Raw genomic sequence first — 15,519 nt, 5'->3', positions numbered from 1 at the left:
ATTATTAAGATCTAAAATGATAAGTGATGGTTCCGGGTTGAGAATTTCTGCCTGCCAGTTTACTAAATCTTGCGCCAGCCGAATATTCTAAAGCACGATCTGTAAGACATTCGTTGGTGGAGGTAGAACTGCCCTTGTTAACAGCCGAATCTACCACATAACCGTTGGCATCTACAGTGATATTAATCACGACTTTTCCGGCGGTATCACAGGTATATACGGGATTTGGAATTTTAACCGCACGTCTTCCTTTTAAGGAGAATGAAATGGAACTGTAATCGTAAGCGGCAGATTTTTGGGAAGCTCCTTCTGAAGAATCATCTCCGTCTGAACGCTTATTTCTCTCTTCTGAATTTTTCCTGTTAATAGCATAATTGCCTTCAGAACCCTCTGTATCTTCATTTTCAGCTTGTTCATGTTCAGCACTGTTCTTTTCGAATATCTCGTCTAGTTGATTTTTAAAATCGGCTTCACGAGTCTTTTTATCCTGATTGTATGCCTGATGCGTTTGAACATCCCTTGGATTTCTTTGTGGTGTTTCTTCCTGTTCTTCAGGATCCGGTACTTTTTCTTCTTCAGCTTTAAATTGCTCAAGATCTACAAGCATTTCAGCAGTTGCCTGATTATTATTGGCAAGATTAAAGTTATAAAGAATCAGCAACAAAATCGCAAATATCAACGAAGTGATAATAAGCGCCTTGTGCCTGTCGAAAAAATCCTCTAAAAAATCCATATTCGTTTAACCGTCGGTAGACTTAATTAGTCTCTCGTGAAGGTAGTAATTTTTCGAAAGATTCAATATCCATCGCTTTTTCTACGGAATAATCTCCAATAGCGGTTCTCCTTAATTCTGAAAGATGAGCGCCACTATGCAAAGCCTGACCAAATTCGTGGGCAAGACTTCTAATATAAGTCCCTTTACTGCAAACCACCCTAAAATCAATCTTCGGAAAGTTTTTGGAGTCGATCTCAAATTCTGAAATTTCTACCATTCTGGACTTTACTTCAACTTCCTTGCCTTCCCGGGCATATTCGTAAAGTCTTTTTCCGTCTTTCTTTAAAGCGGAGAATACAGGTGGTGTTTGCTCAATTTCGCCAATAAATTTCTTAGAAGTTGCGTTGAGTAGTTCTTCCGTAATATGATTTGTGGGGAATTTCTGGTCAATTTCGGTTTCCAGGTCAAATGATGGAGTCGTAGCGCCTAAAGTAAAAGTACCGGTGTATTCTTTGATCAGTCCCTGTAGTTGCGGGATCGTCTTAGTGAATTTACCGGTGCAAATGATCAATAATCCAGTCGCTAATGGATCTAAAGTTCCGGCGTGACCAACCTTGATTTTCTTGATATTGCAACTTTTTCTAATTAACCATCTTACTTTGTTTACAACTTGAAAAGAGGTCCAATTCAAGGGTTTATCAAAAAGTAATACCTGTCCGGTTTTAAATTCTTCTGGAGTAAATTCCTTATTGTGCATATGCAAAAATAATAGCCGCGAGTCCCACCACAAAACAATAAATAGCAAACCATGAAAGTTTACTCTTTTTAACGAGTGAAATCATCCAGGTACAGGCTACAAGGCCAGCAAGGAAAGCAGCTATAAAACCAGTTGCCAGAATAGAAAAATCTGTGGAACTTGCCATTAATTCACCGCTCATAAGATCTTTAGCAATCTTTCCAAAAATTAAAGGTACCACCATTAAAAAGGAAAATCTTGCAGCTTTGGTTTTATCATTTCCTAATAATACGGAAGTCGAAATGGTAGCCCCACTTCGGGAAATCCCCGGTAACATGGCGATGGCTTGAGAAACTCCAATTATAAATGCATTGCGGTAACTTACTTTTTTACCGGTATCTTTTGCTTTATCAGCAAGCCATAGAAGAAGCGCCGTAATCAAAAGCATAAAGCCAACGAACAGAATATTTCCGCCGAATAGAGCTTCCAGTTGTTCTTCAAATAGAAGACCAACAATTACTGCCGGTAACATGGAAATGATGATTTTTAATGAAAACTGAGTTTCTTCATTCCATTTAAATTTCAGCAAACCACTAAAGATCTCAAAAACATCTTTTCTGAAAACCACCAGGGTGCTTAAAGCAGTAGCAAAATGAAGTACTACGGTAAATAGTAAGGATTCTTCAGGAAGACTGGTATCTCCCAAAATAGCTTTTCCTAATTCTAAATGTCCGCTGGAAGAAACGGGTAAAAATTCGGTAAGTCCCTGGATAATTCCCAAGACGATGGCATCAAATATGTCCAAACCTTTTATTTTTTATTCGGATTCAACAAAATGGCATAGACCTCAATGGCAAAACCAATCAGCACCAAAGCCGGTGCCAGTCGAATTCTTTGGAAGTTATAGATCGCATCGTTAAATTCATTCGGATCTTCGCTACCACCGCCAGACATTAAAATAAAGCCCAGAGCGATCACTCCCATCCCTATAAACATGAAGGTATAGTTCTTCTTTCCGAAAACGAAGCCGGTGTTAAAACTGCCTCCTTTCTGTATTTCCTTATCCTTTTTCATTTTTTCAAAGTTATAAGCTGTAAGTGAAAAGCTTTAAGCTTAATACTTAGAGCGGATTTTAATAATACAACTCATCTGTTTTCAGATTAAGAAAACGCGAAGTTGCAAAATACGTACTTATCCATGTAATCACAATTCCCATTAGGAAAATGCTGGTAAACAGAATAGCGATCATTTTTATATCTCCTAGAATATTGAGTTCAGTAAAACTTTTATTCAGGTAATAAAGAACTGCAGCCATCCCTATTAATGCCAGAATTGCACCTATAAGTCCAAGTTTTACGCTTTGCCAGATAAACGGGCGTCTTATAAAACCTTTGGTGGCGCCTACCATCTGCATGGTTTTAATGATAAAGCGTTTGGAATATACGGCCAGTCGAATACTGCTGTTTATCAATAATACGGCGATAAAAGTGAATACAGCGCTGGCTATTAACACCCAGAAACTGATCTTTTTAACATTGTCGTTCAAGAGTGCGATAAGCGGTTTATCATAAACCACCTCGTCTACAAAATTCTTAGCGGTAAGGTCTGCTGCAATCTTATCTACCTGTTCTGAAGATACAAAGTCGGCATTCATATAAACATCTATAGAATTCTGAAGAGGATTATATCCTAAAAACTCCATAAAATCCTCGCCTATTTCCTCGCTATGGGCTTCCGCAGCTTCCTCTTTAGAAACGTAGTTGGTAGACTTGGTGTAATCTGCCATGGCGAGACTCTTTTTCAATTGTTCAATTTCGACTTCTTTAGCGGTATCTTTTAGATATACTGTAAGAGCGATTTGTTCTTTAAAATGATCGGCGACTTTTTTGGTGTTCAAAACCAAAAGACCAAGCATTCCTAATAGGAACAATACCAGAGAAATACTGATAACTACTGAAAAATAAGAAGATATGAGTCGGCGTTTCTGATACCTTTCAAAAGATGTGGTCATAGAGTGACTTCAGATTTTTTGTAAAAATAAGAAAGTTCAGGTTTCTTAATCTTTAAAACGTTTAAACTTTTAAAAATATTGGTAAGGTTCTATTTTTATTTAATTTGTCATGCTGAGCCTGTCGAAGGATGATTTCGCGAAAAAACATTTTGACAAGCTCTATGAAGCACCAAAGCGTTATGCTGAACTTGTTTCAGCATCTCATCTTGCAAAACCTGAAACAAGTTCAGGGTGACGCAAAGCTTTACAGAGTAGTTTGTCATGCTGAGCGCAGTCGAAGCATGGTAAGTAGAAAGTCCCATTTCGACTGCGCTCAATGTGACATAGAATAATTTAAATTTGGGGTCATCCGATCGAAGCGACGGAATCACCCTAAGTTTCCTAAATTTGAAAAAACAGATCTATGGAAATTTTAGTTTACGGAATTGGAGGCGTTGGCGGATATTTTGGCGGAAAACTGGCAAATGCAGGATTGAACGTAAGTATGATCGCCAGAGGAGAACACTTAAAGCAAATCCAGAAACACGGACTTGAAGTTGAAAGCATCAACGGAAATTTTAAAGTGAAACTTAAAGTCGCAACTTCAGAAATTTCCGAAGTTCCAAAACCTGATCTAATAATCCTCGGAATAAAATCCTGGCAAATTCCTGCGGTGGCAAAAGAATTAAAGTCGATAATTGGAGAAAACACGATGATTCTTCCTTTGCAGAATGGAGCCGATAATGTGGAGAAATTGCTAAAAATTCTTCCTGGAAAAAATGTGCTCGCCGGACTCTGTTTCGTGGTTAGTTTTATTGAAAAACCGGCAAAAATTAAACACACGGCTTTTGATCCAAAGATCACCTTTGGAGAAATTGATAATTCACAGTCAGGTAGAATTTTGGAGCTTAAAAAGATCTTTGATAAAGCTGGAATTGATAATTCAATACCTGAAAATATTCAATTGGAGGTCTGGAAGAAATTTATGTTTATCTGTACCGTAAGCGGAATTGGAGGTTTAACAAGGGTTTCTATCGATAAAATCAGGGAAAGTGACTATCTTTTTGGGATGATGAAAAAATCTGCCAAAGAGATCATTGAAGTTGGCAAAGCGAAGGGAGTTCCGCTTAAAGATACACATCTGGAGATGGTTTTTGAGATCATAAATTCACAGCCAAAAGGGAATACCGCCTCTACTCAACGTGATATTATGAATGGAAAACCTTCGGAACTATATAATTTTAATGGATATATTGTCAAGGAGGGTAAAAAATACGGGATAGAAACTCCAGTGAACAGATATATCTATGAGTGCCTGAAACCCATGGAAGAAGAAGCTCGAAAAACAAAGGAATAGAACTTCCAATCATTCCGCATAAGTCCTTGAAAATTGTATTTTTGCAGGCAATTAGTGATTAACGTCACTGCGAGCAAAGCGACGCAGTCTCAAGTTTCAGAGCAGATTGCTTCGTCATTACATTTCCTCGCAATGACCAATAGTTAAGAAAGAAAATGAGTTACCACTTTAATAAGATCGAAGAGAAATGGCAGAAATACTGGGCAGATAACCAGACATTCAAAGCCTCAAACGATTCTGAAAAACCGAAATATTATGTGTTGGACATGTTTCCTTATCCTTCGGGGGCGGGATTGCATGTGGGACATCCGCTGGGGTATATTGCCAGTGATATCTATGCTCGTTTCAAAAGGCATAAAGGTTTTAATGTGTTGCACCCTCAGGGGTATGACAGTTTCGGACTTCCGGCTGAGCAATACGCTATTCAAACCGGTCAGCATCCCGCGGTAACTACTGAAAATAATATTGCCCGTTATCGGGAGCAACTGGATAAGATTGGCTTTTCGTTCGATTGGAGCCGGGAAGTGAGAACCAGTGAACCCGATTATTATAAGTGGACGCAGTGGATCTTTATTCAGCTTTTTGAAAGCTGGTATGATCAGGAAGCGGAGAAATCCCGTGCAATCACTGAGCTTGAAGAGATTTTTACTTCGGAAGGGAACTCAAGAATAAATGCAGCTAGTGATGATGATGTCGAAAAATTTTCTGCAGATGACTGGAACGCTTGTTCTGAAGATGAAAAAGAGCAAATTCTTTTAAAATACCGACTTACCTATTTGGCGGAAGCTGAGGTGAACTGGTGCCCGCAACTTGGGACTGTACTCGCAAATGATGAGATCGTAAACGGAGTTTCAGAGCGCGGAGGATATCCGGTAGTAAGAAAGAAAATGACCCAGTGGAGTATGAGGATTTCAGCATTTTCTGAAAGATTACTCCAGGATCTTAATAAAATTGACTGGACCGAAAGTTTAAAGGAAAGTCAGCGTAACTGGATCGGGAAATCGGTAGGAGCACACGTCGATTTCAAAATTGAAAATTCAAAATTCAAAATTGGTGTATTTACAACCAGACCCGATACCATTTTTGGAGTTAGTTTTATGACGCTTGCTCCGGAACATGAACTTGTTGAAAAGATTACTACGGAAGACAGAAAAGAAGAAGTTCAGGCCTATATCGAAGCTAGTGCGAAACGAAGTGAGCGCGAGCGTATGGCCGATGTGAAGACCATTAGTGGTGCATTTACCGGCGCTTATGCTGAACATCCCTTTACCAAAAAGCCGGTGCCGATCTGGATCGGTGATTATGTACTTGCAGGCTATGGAACCGGAGCGGTGATGGCCGTACCTTGCGGAGATCAGCGTGATCATGATTTCGCAAGACATTTTGACCTGCTAATTCCTAATATTTTCGAGAATGTAGATGTTTCTCAGGAAGCTTATGCGGGAAAAGAAGGCACGGTAATCGCAAATTCAGATTTCCTTAGCGGACTAGAATATAAAGAGGCTTTAAATAAAGTGATTCTGGAACTTGAGAAGACAGGTCAGGGTTACGGAAAAACGAATTACAGACTTAGAGACGCGGTGTTTAGTCGCCAGAGATATTGGGGAGAGCCATTTCCGGTATATTATGTAAACGGTCTTCCAAAAATGATCGATGAAAAATACCTTCCACTAAAGTTACCGGAAGTGGAAAAATACCTCCCAACTGAAACCGGTGAACCGCCTTTAGGAAATGCAACTGACTGGGCCTGGGATTCCAAAAATAATAAAGTAGTTTCAAATAAGGTGCTGAAACAATCCCGAAAGCTTTCGGGACAGCATGACGAACCTAATTCGAATGTCACCCCGAGCGCAGTCGAGGGGTCAGACGATAACGGAATTTATCCTTTAGAACTGAACACCATGCCCGGATGGGCGGGAAGCAGCTGGTATCTATTCAGATATATGGGTGCCGGGAACCCTGACAGATTTGTTTCTGAAGAAGCACAGAAATACTGGGAAAATGTAGATCTGTATATAGGAGGTAGCGAACACGCAACCGGTCATTTACTGTATTCAAGATTCTGGACCAAATTTTTATATGACCGTGGCTGGTTAACAGTTGAGGAACCCTTTAAAAAACTGATTAACCAGGGAATGATCCTTGGAACCAGTGCTTTTGTTTACAGACTGGAAGGAGAGAATGTATTTGTATCGAAAAATCAGATCAATGGAAATAATGTTCAGCCGATTCATGCCGATGTTTCTTTGGTAAACTCTTCTGATGAACTGGATATCGAGGGCTTTAAAAAATGGCGTCCTGAATTTGCTGATGCAAAATTTCTTACTGAAGATGGTAAATATATAGTTGGCAGGGAAGTGGAGAAAATGTCCAAATCCAAGTATAATGTTGTAAATCCGGATGAGATCTGTCAGGACTATGGCGCAGATACTTTAAGAATGTATGAGATGTTTCTGGGGCCATTAGAGCAGGCGAAACCATGGAATACGGCAGGGATTACTGGAGTTCATAATTTTCTGAAAAAGCTTTGGAAACTTTATTATGACGGAGAGGAATTCTTTGTTTCAGATGAAAAAGCTTCCGCAGATTCATTAAAAACTTTTCATAAGACAATCAAGAAGGTGACTGAAGATATTGAAGAATTCAGTTTTAATACTTCGGTATCCACCTTTATGATCTGTGTTAATGAACTAACTGCGCAGAAGTGTAATAGTCGTGAGATACTGGAGCCTTTAGCTGTTTTGATCGCGCCTTATGCGCCTCACATAGCTGAAGAACTTTGGGAAAAGCTAGGAAATTCAGAATCGGTTACTACCGCTAAATATCCTGAATTTGAAGAGAAATATCTGGTAGAAAGTATGAAGAACTATCCGGTTTCCTTCAACGGTAAGATGAGGTTTACGATGGAGCTTTCTTTGGATATGTCTAAAGAGGAAATTGAAAAAACAGTAATGGCAGATGAGCGTACCCAAAAGCAGCTCGATGGGCGTACACCTAAGAAAGTGATCGTGGTGCCAGGAAAGATCGTGAATATAGTAGGTTAATGAGTGAATAGTGAATAGTGAAAAGTTCAGTGTAAAATTTTTGTCAGCCTGAGCGCAGTCGAAGGCGGTTGACTTTAAAAAAGTAAAAGAGTTAGAGAGTGAAGTGTGAAAAGAAGAAAAAATGTCCTTTATTAAGAGGTGTTATCCTAAATAAAGTTCAACCAGTCCTTCCGGAGTGATCACTCTTACGGTATTATTCTTTTTATCCACTTTTTCAATGAATTCATCATTCATTGGGATAAGAATCTGTTTTCCGTCTTTCTCGATCTCAAATAGTGCCTGGGCGGTAGAATCATTGATAGAAACTATTTTTCCAATATTTCCGTGTTCGGCATCAATAACATTAAAACCAATGATCTCGTGAAAGTAGAATTTGTCTTCGGGCAGCTTAGGTAGCATGCTTAACGGAAGATATACATGGGCGCCAATCATATCTTCAGCGTCTTCTTCTGTTTCTATATCCTCAAATTTAGCACGAAGTAAAGTGCTCTTATGCAGGTAAGATCTTTCAATAAAAAATGGAACCAGATTATCGTTGTATTCAACGAGCACTGATTCCATTTCTGTGTAAGTTTCAGGTTCGTCGGTGTCTAATTTAATAAGCACCTCTCCCTTAAAGCTAAATTTTGCAACGATTTTTCCAAGATAGAAACATTCTTCCTTAGTCATTGCAATGCTGTTTTAAGCGTCTTTTTTGTCTTCAGTTTTAGCTTCTTCTGCAGTTGCAGCTTCCACCTCTTCTTCAGCCTGCTCAACAGTAGCTTCGTCTGTAGCTTCTGCAGTTGCAGCAGCCTCAGCCTCAGCAGCCGCTTTAGCTTCTGCTTCTTCAGCATCTTTGAATTCAGCTTCACGCTTAGCGTTTGCATCTTTCTCAGCTTGTAGAGCTTTTGCTTTTTCTTCATCTTTAGCTTTCCCTAAAGAATCTTTTTTAGCATCAACTTTTCCTTCTTTTTCTTCCATCCAGGCGTTGAATTTCTCTTCAGCCTGCTCTTCAGTTAAAGCTCCTTTTGCTACTCCTGCAGCAAGGTGTTTCTTAAGAAGTGCTCCTTTATAAGAAAGGATAGCACGAGCAGTATCTGTTGGTTGAGCACCGTTTTGTAACCACTTAACAGCTCCATCTACATCTAATTCGATAGTAGCAGGATTTGTGTTAGGGTTATAGATTCCCAATTTGTCCAAGAATTTACCGTCTCTTTTTGCGCGGGTATCCGCAGCAACAATCCAGAAAAAAGGTTTTCCTTTTTTACCGTGTCTTTGTAATCTTATTTTTACTGGCATAAAAATTAAATTTTGGGGTTCTCGACCCCGGTTATTAATAAGTGGGCAAAGATACTACATTTTTCTAATTTTCAAGCTTTTGATTGTTTAATTCTATTAAGCTTTGGAAGTTATATTAAAGTGTACTAAATGTGCTCTTTGGGAAGAATTTTGGTTAAAAATACTACCCGCTGTTAAAAGAGGTTAATAAGTGCTAAACCCTGTTAAATAGATTGTTGAGACGGTTTTCTGATGTTATCTTTACTCAACTAAAACCAAAAAAAATAAGCTATGAGTTATTCAAAAGAAGTTTCTAATAAGTTAAATGAATTGTTGGAAAAGAATTATGACGCTGAAAAAGGATACAAATTGGCAGCGGAAAAAGTAAAAAGACAGGATCTTAAAAGTTTTTTCAGTCAGAGAGCACAGGAGAGATATGATTTTGGACATGAATTAAAATCTGAAATCAGAAATTTTGGTGAAAATCCAGATAAAGGTTCAAGTCTAAAGGGAGATGTGCATAGATCATGGATGAATCTAAAAGCGAGTCTTTCAAATGATAAAGATGAATCTGTGTTGGAAGAGGCAATTCGTGGAGAGAAATCTGCCGTTGAAGAGTATGAGGATGTTATGAAAGAAAAAGAATTACCGGCTTCTACTCAAAATATTCTAATGAAACAGAAAAATGCTATTGTTGCTTCCTTAAATGAAGTAAAAACTCTTGAGAAGCAAGCTTAGCATTTCTATTATAAAGATCTTTAGATTTAATCCTTGAATGATGATGCCTAAAGATTTAAACCCTAAGATGCGAGCAATGTTTGATTGAAGTAGTAGTTTTTAGTGTTCGTATCAGGCCTCACAGATCATCTGAATTTTCAGGTTTTTGTGAGGCTTTTTTATGGTTGATAATTCCTGAAAACTAAGTTTTATTTCAGGCATAAAGTTCCTTATTTTAGCCCGGATGATTCACTGAGCTGAATCCCACTATTTTCTTCTGAAAGGCTTAAAATACTACTGAATGTACCTCATTTTTGACACCGAAACCACCGGACTTCCCAAAAACTGGAATGCTCCATTAACCGATTCTGATAACTGGCCGAGATGTATACAGATCGCCTGGCAGGTGCATGATGAAATGGGGAACCTTATAGAAAACCAGGATTACCTGGTTCAACCCGATGGTTTTGATATCCCTTATGATTCTGAACGTATTCACGGGATCTCTACAGATCTCGCCAAAGAGCAGGGAGTGCCTTTAGATGAAGTGCTGGAGAAGTTCAATATAGCCCTACAGAAATCAAAATTTGTAGTAGGTCAGAATGTTGGTTTTGACCTCAATATCATGGGTGCTGAATTCATTCGTAGAGACTTCGAAAATTCACTTCAGGAAATGCCGGTTCTGGATACCTGTACCGAAGTCACGGCGAATCTGTGTAAGATCCCCGGAGGGCGTGGAGGTAAATTCAAATTACCAACTCTTACCGAATTACATGAATTTCTCTTTGAGGAAGCTTTTGGTGAAGCGCATAACGCCACTGCCGATGTAGAGGCAACCACACGTTGTTTTCTTGAATTGATCCGCCAAAGGATTTATACCATAGAGGAACTGGATGTTCCTGTAGATTATTTTGAGAATTTTTCAGAAGCAAATCCGAAGAGAATCCAGCTAATCGGGCTGAAGCATATCAATCTTAAAAAAGCTTCAGAAAAGATTAGAAAAAGGCTGGAAAAACAACAGCCTTCAGATGATATTTCCAATGAGGAGATCCAGGAAAACCTGGAGAAACTAGATGAAGTTCCTTTTGCCCATTTGCATAATCATTCCCAGTTTTCGGTATTACAATCTACCATAAGTATCCCTGATCTTATTGCTGCAGCTGCCGATGAAGATATGAATGCCGTGGCCCTGACCGATCATGCAAATATGATGGGTGCTTTTCATTTTGTAAAGGAAATTGGAACCTATAATAAAAGTGTAAAAGAGCATAACGCAACTGCAGAGGAGAATGGCGAAGACTTGAAAAAGCCTTTAAAAGGAATCGTAGGTTGTGAATTTTTTGTTTGTGAAAATCATGCAGACAAGAGCAGAAAAGATAACGGATACCAGGTAGTGATGCTTGCCAAAAACAAGAATGGATATCACAATCTGGCGAAAATGTCGTCTAAAGCCTATACCGATGGGTTCTATTATGTTCCGCGTATAGATAAAGAGGTCATTAGAGAATATAAGGAAGATATCATTGTTTTAACCGGAAATCTCTACGGAGAAGTTCCAAGTAAAATATTAAATCTAGGAGAAAAGCAAGCCGAAGAAGCTTTGGTTTGGTGGAAAGAGGAATTTGGTGACGATCTTTATATTGAAATGATGCGCCATGATCAGGAAGATGAAAACAGGGTAAATCCTGTGCTGGTTGAATTTTCCAAAAAGCATGACGTAAAATTAATAGCGACCAATAACACCTATTATTGGAAGCAGGAAGATGCCAATGCCCATGATATTTTACTTTGTGTAAAGGATGGCGAGAAACAGGCAACGCCAATAGGTCGCGGGCGTGGTTATCGTTACGGACTACCAAATACTGAATATTACTTCAAGTCTGGTAGCCAGATGAAGAAGCTTTTCAAAGATTTGCCAAATGCTATTAGTAATATTCAGGAAATTGTAGATAAGGTTGAGTCTTTTGAGCTTGCCAGAGATGTATTACTTCCGGCATTCGAAATTCCTGAAGAATTTTTAAGTGAAGAAGATCTGGCTGATGGTGGAAAGAGAGGTGAAAATGCCTTTTTAAAGCATATTACTTTTGAAGGAGCGAAAAAGCGTTATCCAGATATTACACCTGAAATAGAAGAGCGTTTAAATTTCGAATTATCGGTTATTGAAAACACCGGTTATCCTGGGTATTTCCTTATTGTGGAAGATTTTATTCGGGCAGCCAGGGAAATGGGGGTTTCGGTAGGGCCGGGGCGTGGTTCGGCTGCGGGATCTGTGGTGGCTTATTGTCTTTGGATCACAAATATCGACCCTATGAAGTATGATCTGCTTTTTGAGCGTTTCCTGAATCCTGATCGTGTGAGTATGCCCGATATTGATATTGACTTTGATGATGAAGGTCGAAGCCGGGTGATGGATTACGTGATCAAGAAATACGGTGCAAATCAGGTAGCGCAGATCATCACCTACGGAACTATGGCAGCGAAGTCGTCTATCCGTGATACGGCCAGGGTGCTGGATCTTCCTTTAATGGATTCTGATAGAATCGCAAAGCTTATTCCGAATACCAAGCTCGGGAAGCTGTTTGCTATGGACGATAAGACTATAAAGTCTAAATTTCGCGGGGATGAAATTGAGAAAATAAACGAGCTTTTTAATATTTCTGAAGGAGACGACCTGGAAGCCGAAACGGTGAACCAGGCTAGAATCCTGGAAGGTTCAGTAAGAAATACAGGAATTCACGCCTGCGGGGTGATCATTACTCCAGGCGATATTACCAATTATGTGCCGGTTTCGGTAGCTAAAGACTCCGATCTTTACGTGACCCAGTTTGACAACTCGGTAGTGGAAAGTGCGGGGCTACTAAAAATGGACTTTTTAGGTCTTAAAACACTGACCTTAATCAAGGACACCGTAAAAATTGTAAAAGGGAGACATGATATAGATCTGGATCCGGATAGTTTTCCGCTGGATGATGAGGAAACTTACAAGTTATTCCAGCGAGGAGAGACCGTAGGGATATTTCAGTATGAATCCCCGGGAATGCAGAAACACATGCAGTCCTTAAAACCTACGGTTTTTGACGACCTTATCGCCATGAATGCGCTATACCGTCCGGGGCCGATGGAATATATTCCAAGTTTTATTGCCCGTAAACATGGCGATGAGGAAATCTCTTATGATCTTCCGGAAATGGAGGAATACCTGGAAGAAACCTATGGGATCACGGTCTATCAGGAGCAGGTAATGCTTTTGTCGCAGAAGCTTGCAGGTTTTAGTAAGGGTGAAGCCGATATGCTCCGAAAGGCTATGGGTAAAAAGCTTGTGGCTTTATTGGCGCAGCTAAAACCTAAATTTATTGAGGGTGGAAATGAAAAAGGGCATCCGGCAGAGGTGTTGGAGAAAATCTGGAAAGACTGGGAGGCTTTTGCATCCTACGCTTTTAATAAGTCGCACTCCACTTGTTATGCCTGGATCGCTTACCAAACTGCCTATTTAAAAGCGCATTATCCTGCGGAATATATGGCGGCGGTACTTTCCAATAATATGAATGATATCAAGTCGGTTACTTTCTTTATGGAGGAATGTAAACGTATGAAGCTAAATGTTCTCGGACCTGATGTAAACGAATCTTATTATAAATTCTCGGTAAATAAAGATAACGCCGTTCGATTTGGGATGGGTGCAATTAAGGGAGTAGGATCTGGAGCGGTGGCAACCATCGTTGAGAATAGAAAAACAAAAGAAGGACCGTATCGGTCAATTTTCGATATGGCTAAAAGAATAGATTTAAGATCTGCCAATAAAAAAGCTTTTGAAAACCTTGCGCTGGCAGGTGGTTTCGATGGATTCGGAAACACGCACAGAGCGCAGTATTTCCATGATGATGGCAATGGGATGAGTTTTCTTGAGAAGGTGGTGAAGTATGCGCAGAAGTTTCAGGAGAGCCAGAATTCTTCGCAGGTGAGCCTTTTTGGAGAAGCCAGTGATGTTCAAATACCAGAGCCGGAAGTGCCGGGATGTGAAGAATGGGGAACCATGGAGAAACTACGTCGGGAAAAAGAAGTAGTAGGAATCTATATTTCCGGACATCCGTTGGATGACTTTAAGATCGAAATGAGCTATTTCAGTAATGGTAAATTATCAGATTGCAGGGATCTTGAATCTGTTGTGAACAGGGAATTAACCCTTGGATGTGTGGTGGTGGATGTGCAACACCGGGTTTCTAAGAATGGAAAAGGCTGGGCGATCTTCACCGTAGAAGATTATGATGAATCTTACGAGTTTAAAATTTTCGGGGAAGAGTATTTAAGGATGAAGCATTTCTTTGTTCCGAACAATTTCATTCATATGAAAATTTTTGTGAAGGAAGGCTGGACCAATAAAGATACAGGGAAAAAAGGAGAGCCAAGAATTCAGTTCAGGGAAATGAATCTTTTGCATGATATCATGGATAAGAATGCTAAAAAGTTGACGATTCAATTGAACATTAATGATCTTAAAAATGAGAAGATCGAGTGGTTAAAAGATACTTTTATGTCTCATAAAGGCGAATGTCATTTGAACTTTGTGGTGTATGAAATGGAGGAGCAGGTGAAATTAAGAATGCCTAGCAGGAAGCATAAGATCAGGATCTCCCAGGAATTAATAGATGCCTTGGAGAAAGAGCAGTTTATGTATAAGTTGAACTAAAACCCATCCCGGCCTTCCCCCCAAAAAGGGGAAGGAGTTAAGAGGAAAGCTGAAAGAAATATTTGGCGAAAAAAGAAGAAATTTGAAGGGAGGATTATAAATTTTTGCGATAATCTCTGAATTTAGAAAAGTATTTATTCCTTCCAGTTTTGTAATCTATCCAGATATAAATAAGATTCTACAAATTTCCTATGTTTAGCGCTGGTCATTATCTCCACTAAATTCAATGCTGAAATATAACTAGCTAAATTTCCATTTGAAGATAGGAACTTACCATCTTTTATATAAGTGACTAAACTATCGTTCTGGACTTTTAATTCAGGATAATCTTTTTGAAGTTGTTCTCCACCGCCAATCCATGTGACAATTTTATGCCCCCTGGCAATTCCTGCTTCTCCAATTAACTGAGCACCGGCACAATTGCTAACCGTATATTTAGTTTCTTTATTCTTTTCTTTTATAAAATTCACGATTTTCTCGTTGTGAACCTGTGCATACATGTCATAAGCGCTGGGAACAAAAAGAGCTTCCAGTTTAGGGCAGTTTTCAAAAGTATAATCGGGCAGAATCCTTATTCCTTCTTCTGTTGTTATAGGGTTTTCAGTTTCGGCTATTGTTATTACGTTAAAAAGCTGTTCTCCTTCCTGTGATGGTTTGGAAAAAACGTCAGAAGTGGCAATCACTTCGCTTTGTAGAACCCCATTGTACATTATAAGTCCTATACTTGGTAAATTCTCTTTAAATGGCTTTAAATGTTTTGTAAGAGTATCTAATTTTACTTCATTATTGCTGATTTGCTGATCTGAAGAATTTGATTTGTCGGAATTACAGCCAGTCAGAAATGTGGTAAATATGAAGATTATTAAAAAACCTGTATTTTTCATAGTATTAACTTTTTTACAAATATTGGCTTTTCCCCTTACGGCTTAGAATAATCTCATAAAAAGTAAATTCATATTTCTAGTGGCCGGTTTGCAGGCCAGGGATTGAGGCATGCTACCATGTAGCGCCGAAAG

The 15,519-nt window shown here is 39.2% G+C and carries 12 protein-coding genes; 4 read left to right on the top strand and 8 right to left on the bottom strand.

Annotated features, from left to right (window positions below):
- Nucleotides 1-4 precede the first annotated feature (4 nt).
- From GFO_RS14325 to GFO_RS14305, 5 genes are read right to left on the bottom strand one after another with little or no spacing between them, the layout of a single operon-like run.
- The gene (locus GFO_RS14325) at nt 5-733 is read right to left on the bottom strand and encodes an energy transducer TonB family protein (RefSeq protein ID WP_011710884.1); all 729 of its coding nucleotides are present in this window, start codon (nt 731-733) and stop codon (nt 5-7) included.
- A gap of 22 nt (nt 734-755) precedes the next feature.
- Complete coding sequence (gene truB / locus GFO_RS14320) at nt 756-1,472, bottom strand: tRNA pseudouridine(55) synthase TruB (RefSeq protein ID WP_041250151.1); 717 nt, start codon at nt 1,470-1,472, stop codon at nt 756-758.
- Nucleotides 1,462-2,256, bottom strand: coding sequence for an undecaprenyl-diphosphate phosphatase (locus GFO_RS14315; protein WP_011710882.1), 795 nt, complete (start codon nt 2,254-2,256; stop codon nt 1,462-1,464). Before GFO_RS14315 ends, truB begins: the two co-directional genes overlap by 11 nt.
- Nucleotides 2,257-2,261: 5 nt before the next feature.
- Nucleotides 2,262-2,525 carry a DUF3098 domain-containing protein gene (locus GFO_RS14310; protein ID WP_011710881.1) on the bottom strand — a complete coding sequence of 88 codons (264 nt, stop codon included), beginning with the start codon at nt 2,523-2,525 and terminating at the stop codon, nt 2,262-2,264.
- A 58-nt stretch (nt 2,526-2,583) separates the two neighbouring features.
- Nucleotides 2,584-3,462, bottom strand: coding sequence for a cell division protein FtsX (locus GFO_RS14305; RefSeq protein ID WP_011710880.1), 879 nt, complete (start codon nt 3,460-3,462; stop codon nt 2,584-2,586).
- A 403-nt stretch (nt 3,463-3,865) separates the two neighbouring features.
- Between GFO_RS14305 and GFO_RS14300 the strand changes: the two genes are divergently transcribed.
- Nucleotides 3,866-4,798, top strand: coding sequence for a ketopantoate reductase family protein (locus GFO_RS14300; RefSeq protein ID WP_011710878.1), 933 nt, complete (start codon nt 3,866-3,868; stop codon nt 4,796-4,798).
- Between the two features lie 155 nt (nt 4,799-4,953).
- Complete coding sequence (locus tag GFO_RS14295; RefSeq protein ID WP_011710877.1) at nt 4,954-7,842, top strand: leucine--tRNA ligase; 2,889 nt, start codon at nt 4,954-4,956, stop codon at nt 7,840-7,842.
- Between the two features lie 141 nt (nt 7,843-7,983).
- Here GFO_RS14295 and rimM read toward each other — a convergent pair whose 3' ends face one another.
- Together rimM and GFO_RS14285 are read right to left on the bottom strand one after the other, a co-directional pair.
- Nucleotides 7,984-8,511 carry a ribosome maturation factor RimM gene (gene rimM, locus GFO_RS14290; protein ID WP_011710876.1) on the bottom strand — a complete coding sequence of 176 codons (528 nt, stop codon included), beginning with the start codon at nt 8,509-8,511 and terminating at the stop codon, nt 7,984-7,986.
- Nucleotides 8,512-8,523: 12 nt separating this feature from the next.
- Nucleotides 8,524-9,120, bottom strand: a complete 597-nt coding sequence (locus GFO_RS14285; RefSeq protein ID WP_011710875.1) for a 30S ribosomal protein S16 — start codon at nt 9,118-9,120, stop codon at nt 8,524-8,526.
- Between the two features lie 270 nt (nt 9,121-9,390).
- Between GFO_RS14285 and GFO_RS14280 the strand changes: the two genes are divergently transcribed.
- Together GFO_RS14280 and dnaE are read left to right on the top strand one after the other, a co-directional pair.
- Complete coding sequence (locus GFO_RS14280) at nt 9,391-9,837, top strand: ferritin-like domain-containing protein (protein WP_011710874.1); 447 nt, start codon at nt 9,391-9,393, stop codon at nt 9,835-9,837.
- A gap of 280 nt (nt 9,838-10,117) precedes the next feature.
- Nucleotides 10,118-14,503 carry a DNA polymerase III subunit alpha gene (dnaE, locus tag GFO_RS14275; protein WP_011710873.1) on the top strand — a complete coding sequence of 1,462 codons (4,386 nt, stop codon included), beginning with the start codon at nt 10,118-10,120 and terminating at the stop codon, nt 14,501-14,503.
- A 134-nt stretch (nt 14,504-14,637) separates the two neighbouring features.
- Here dnaE and GFO_RS14270 read toward each other — a convergent pair whose 3' ends face one another.
- Nucleotides 14,638-15,387, bottom strand: a complete 750-nt coding sequence (locus tag GFO_RS14270; protein ID WP_011710872.1) for a DJ-1/PfpI family protein — start codon at nt 15,385-15,387, stop codon at nt 14,638-14,640.
- Between the last annotated feature and the right edge of the window lie 132 nt (nt 15,388-15,519).

This window comes from Christiangramia forsetii KT0803 (genome assembly GCF_000060345.1).
Classification (GTDB): Bacteria; Bacteroidota; Bacteroidia; order Flavobacteriales; family Flavobacteriaceae; genus Christiangramia; species Christiangramia forsetii.
This window is presented reverse-complemented; position numbering and strand designations above follow the sequence as displayed.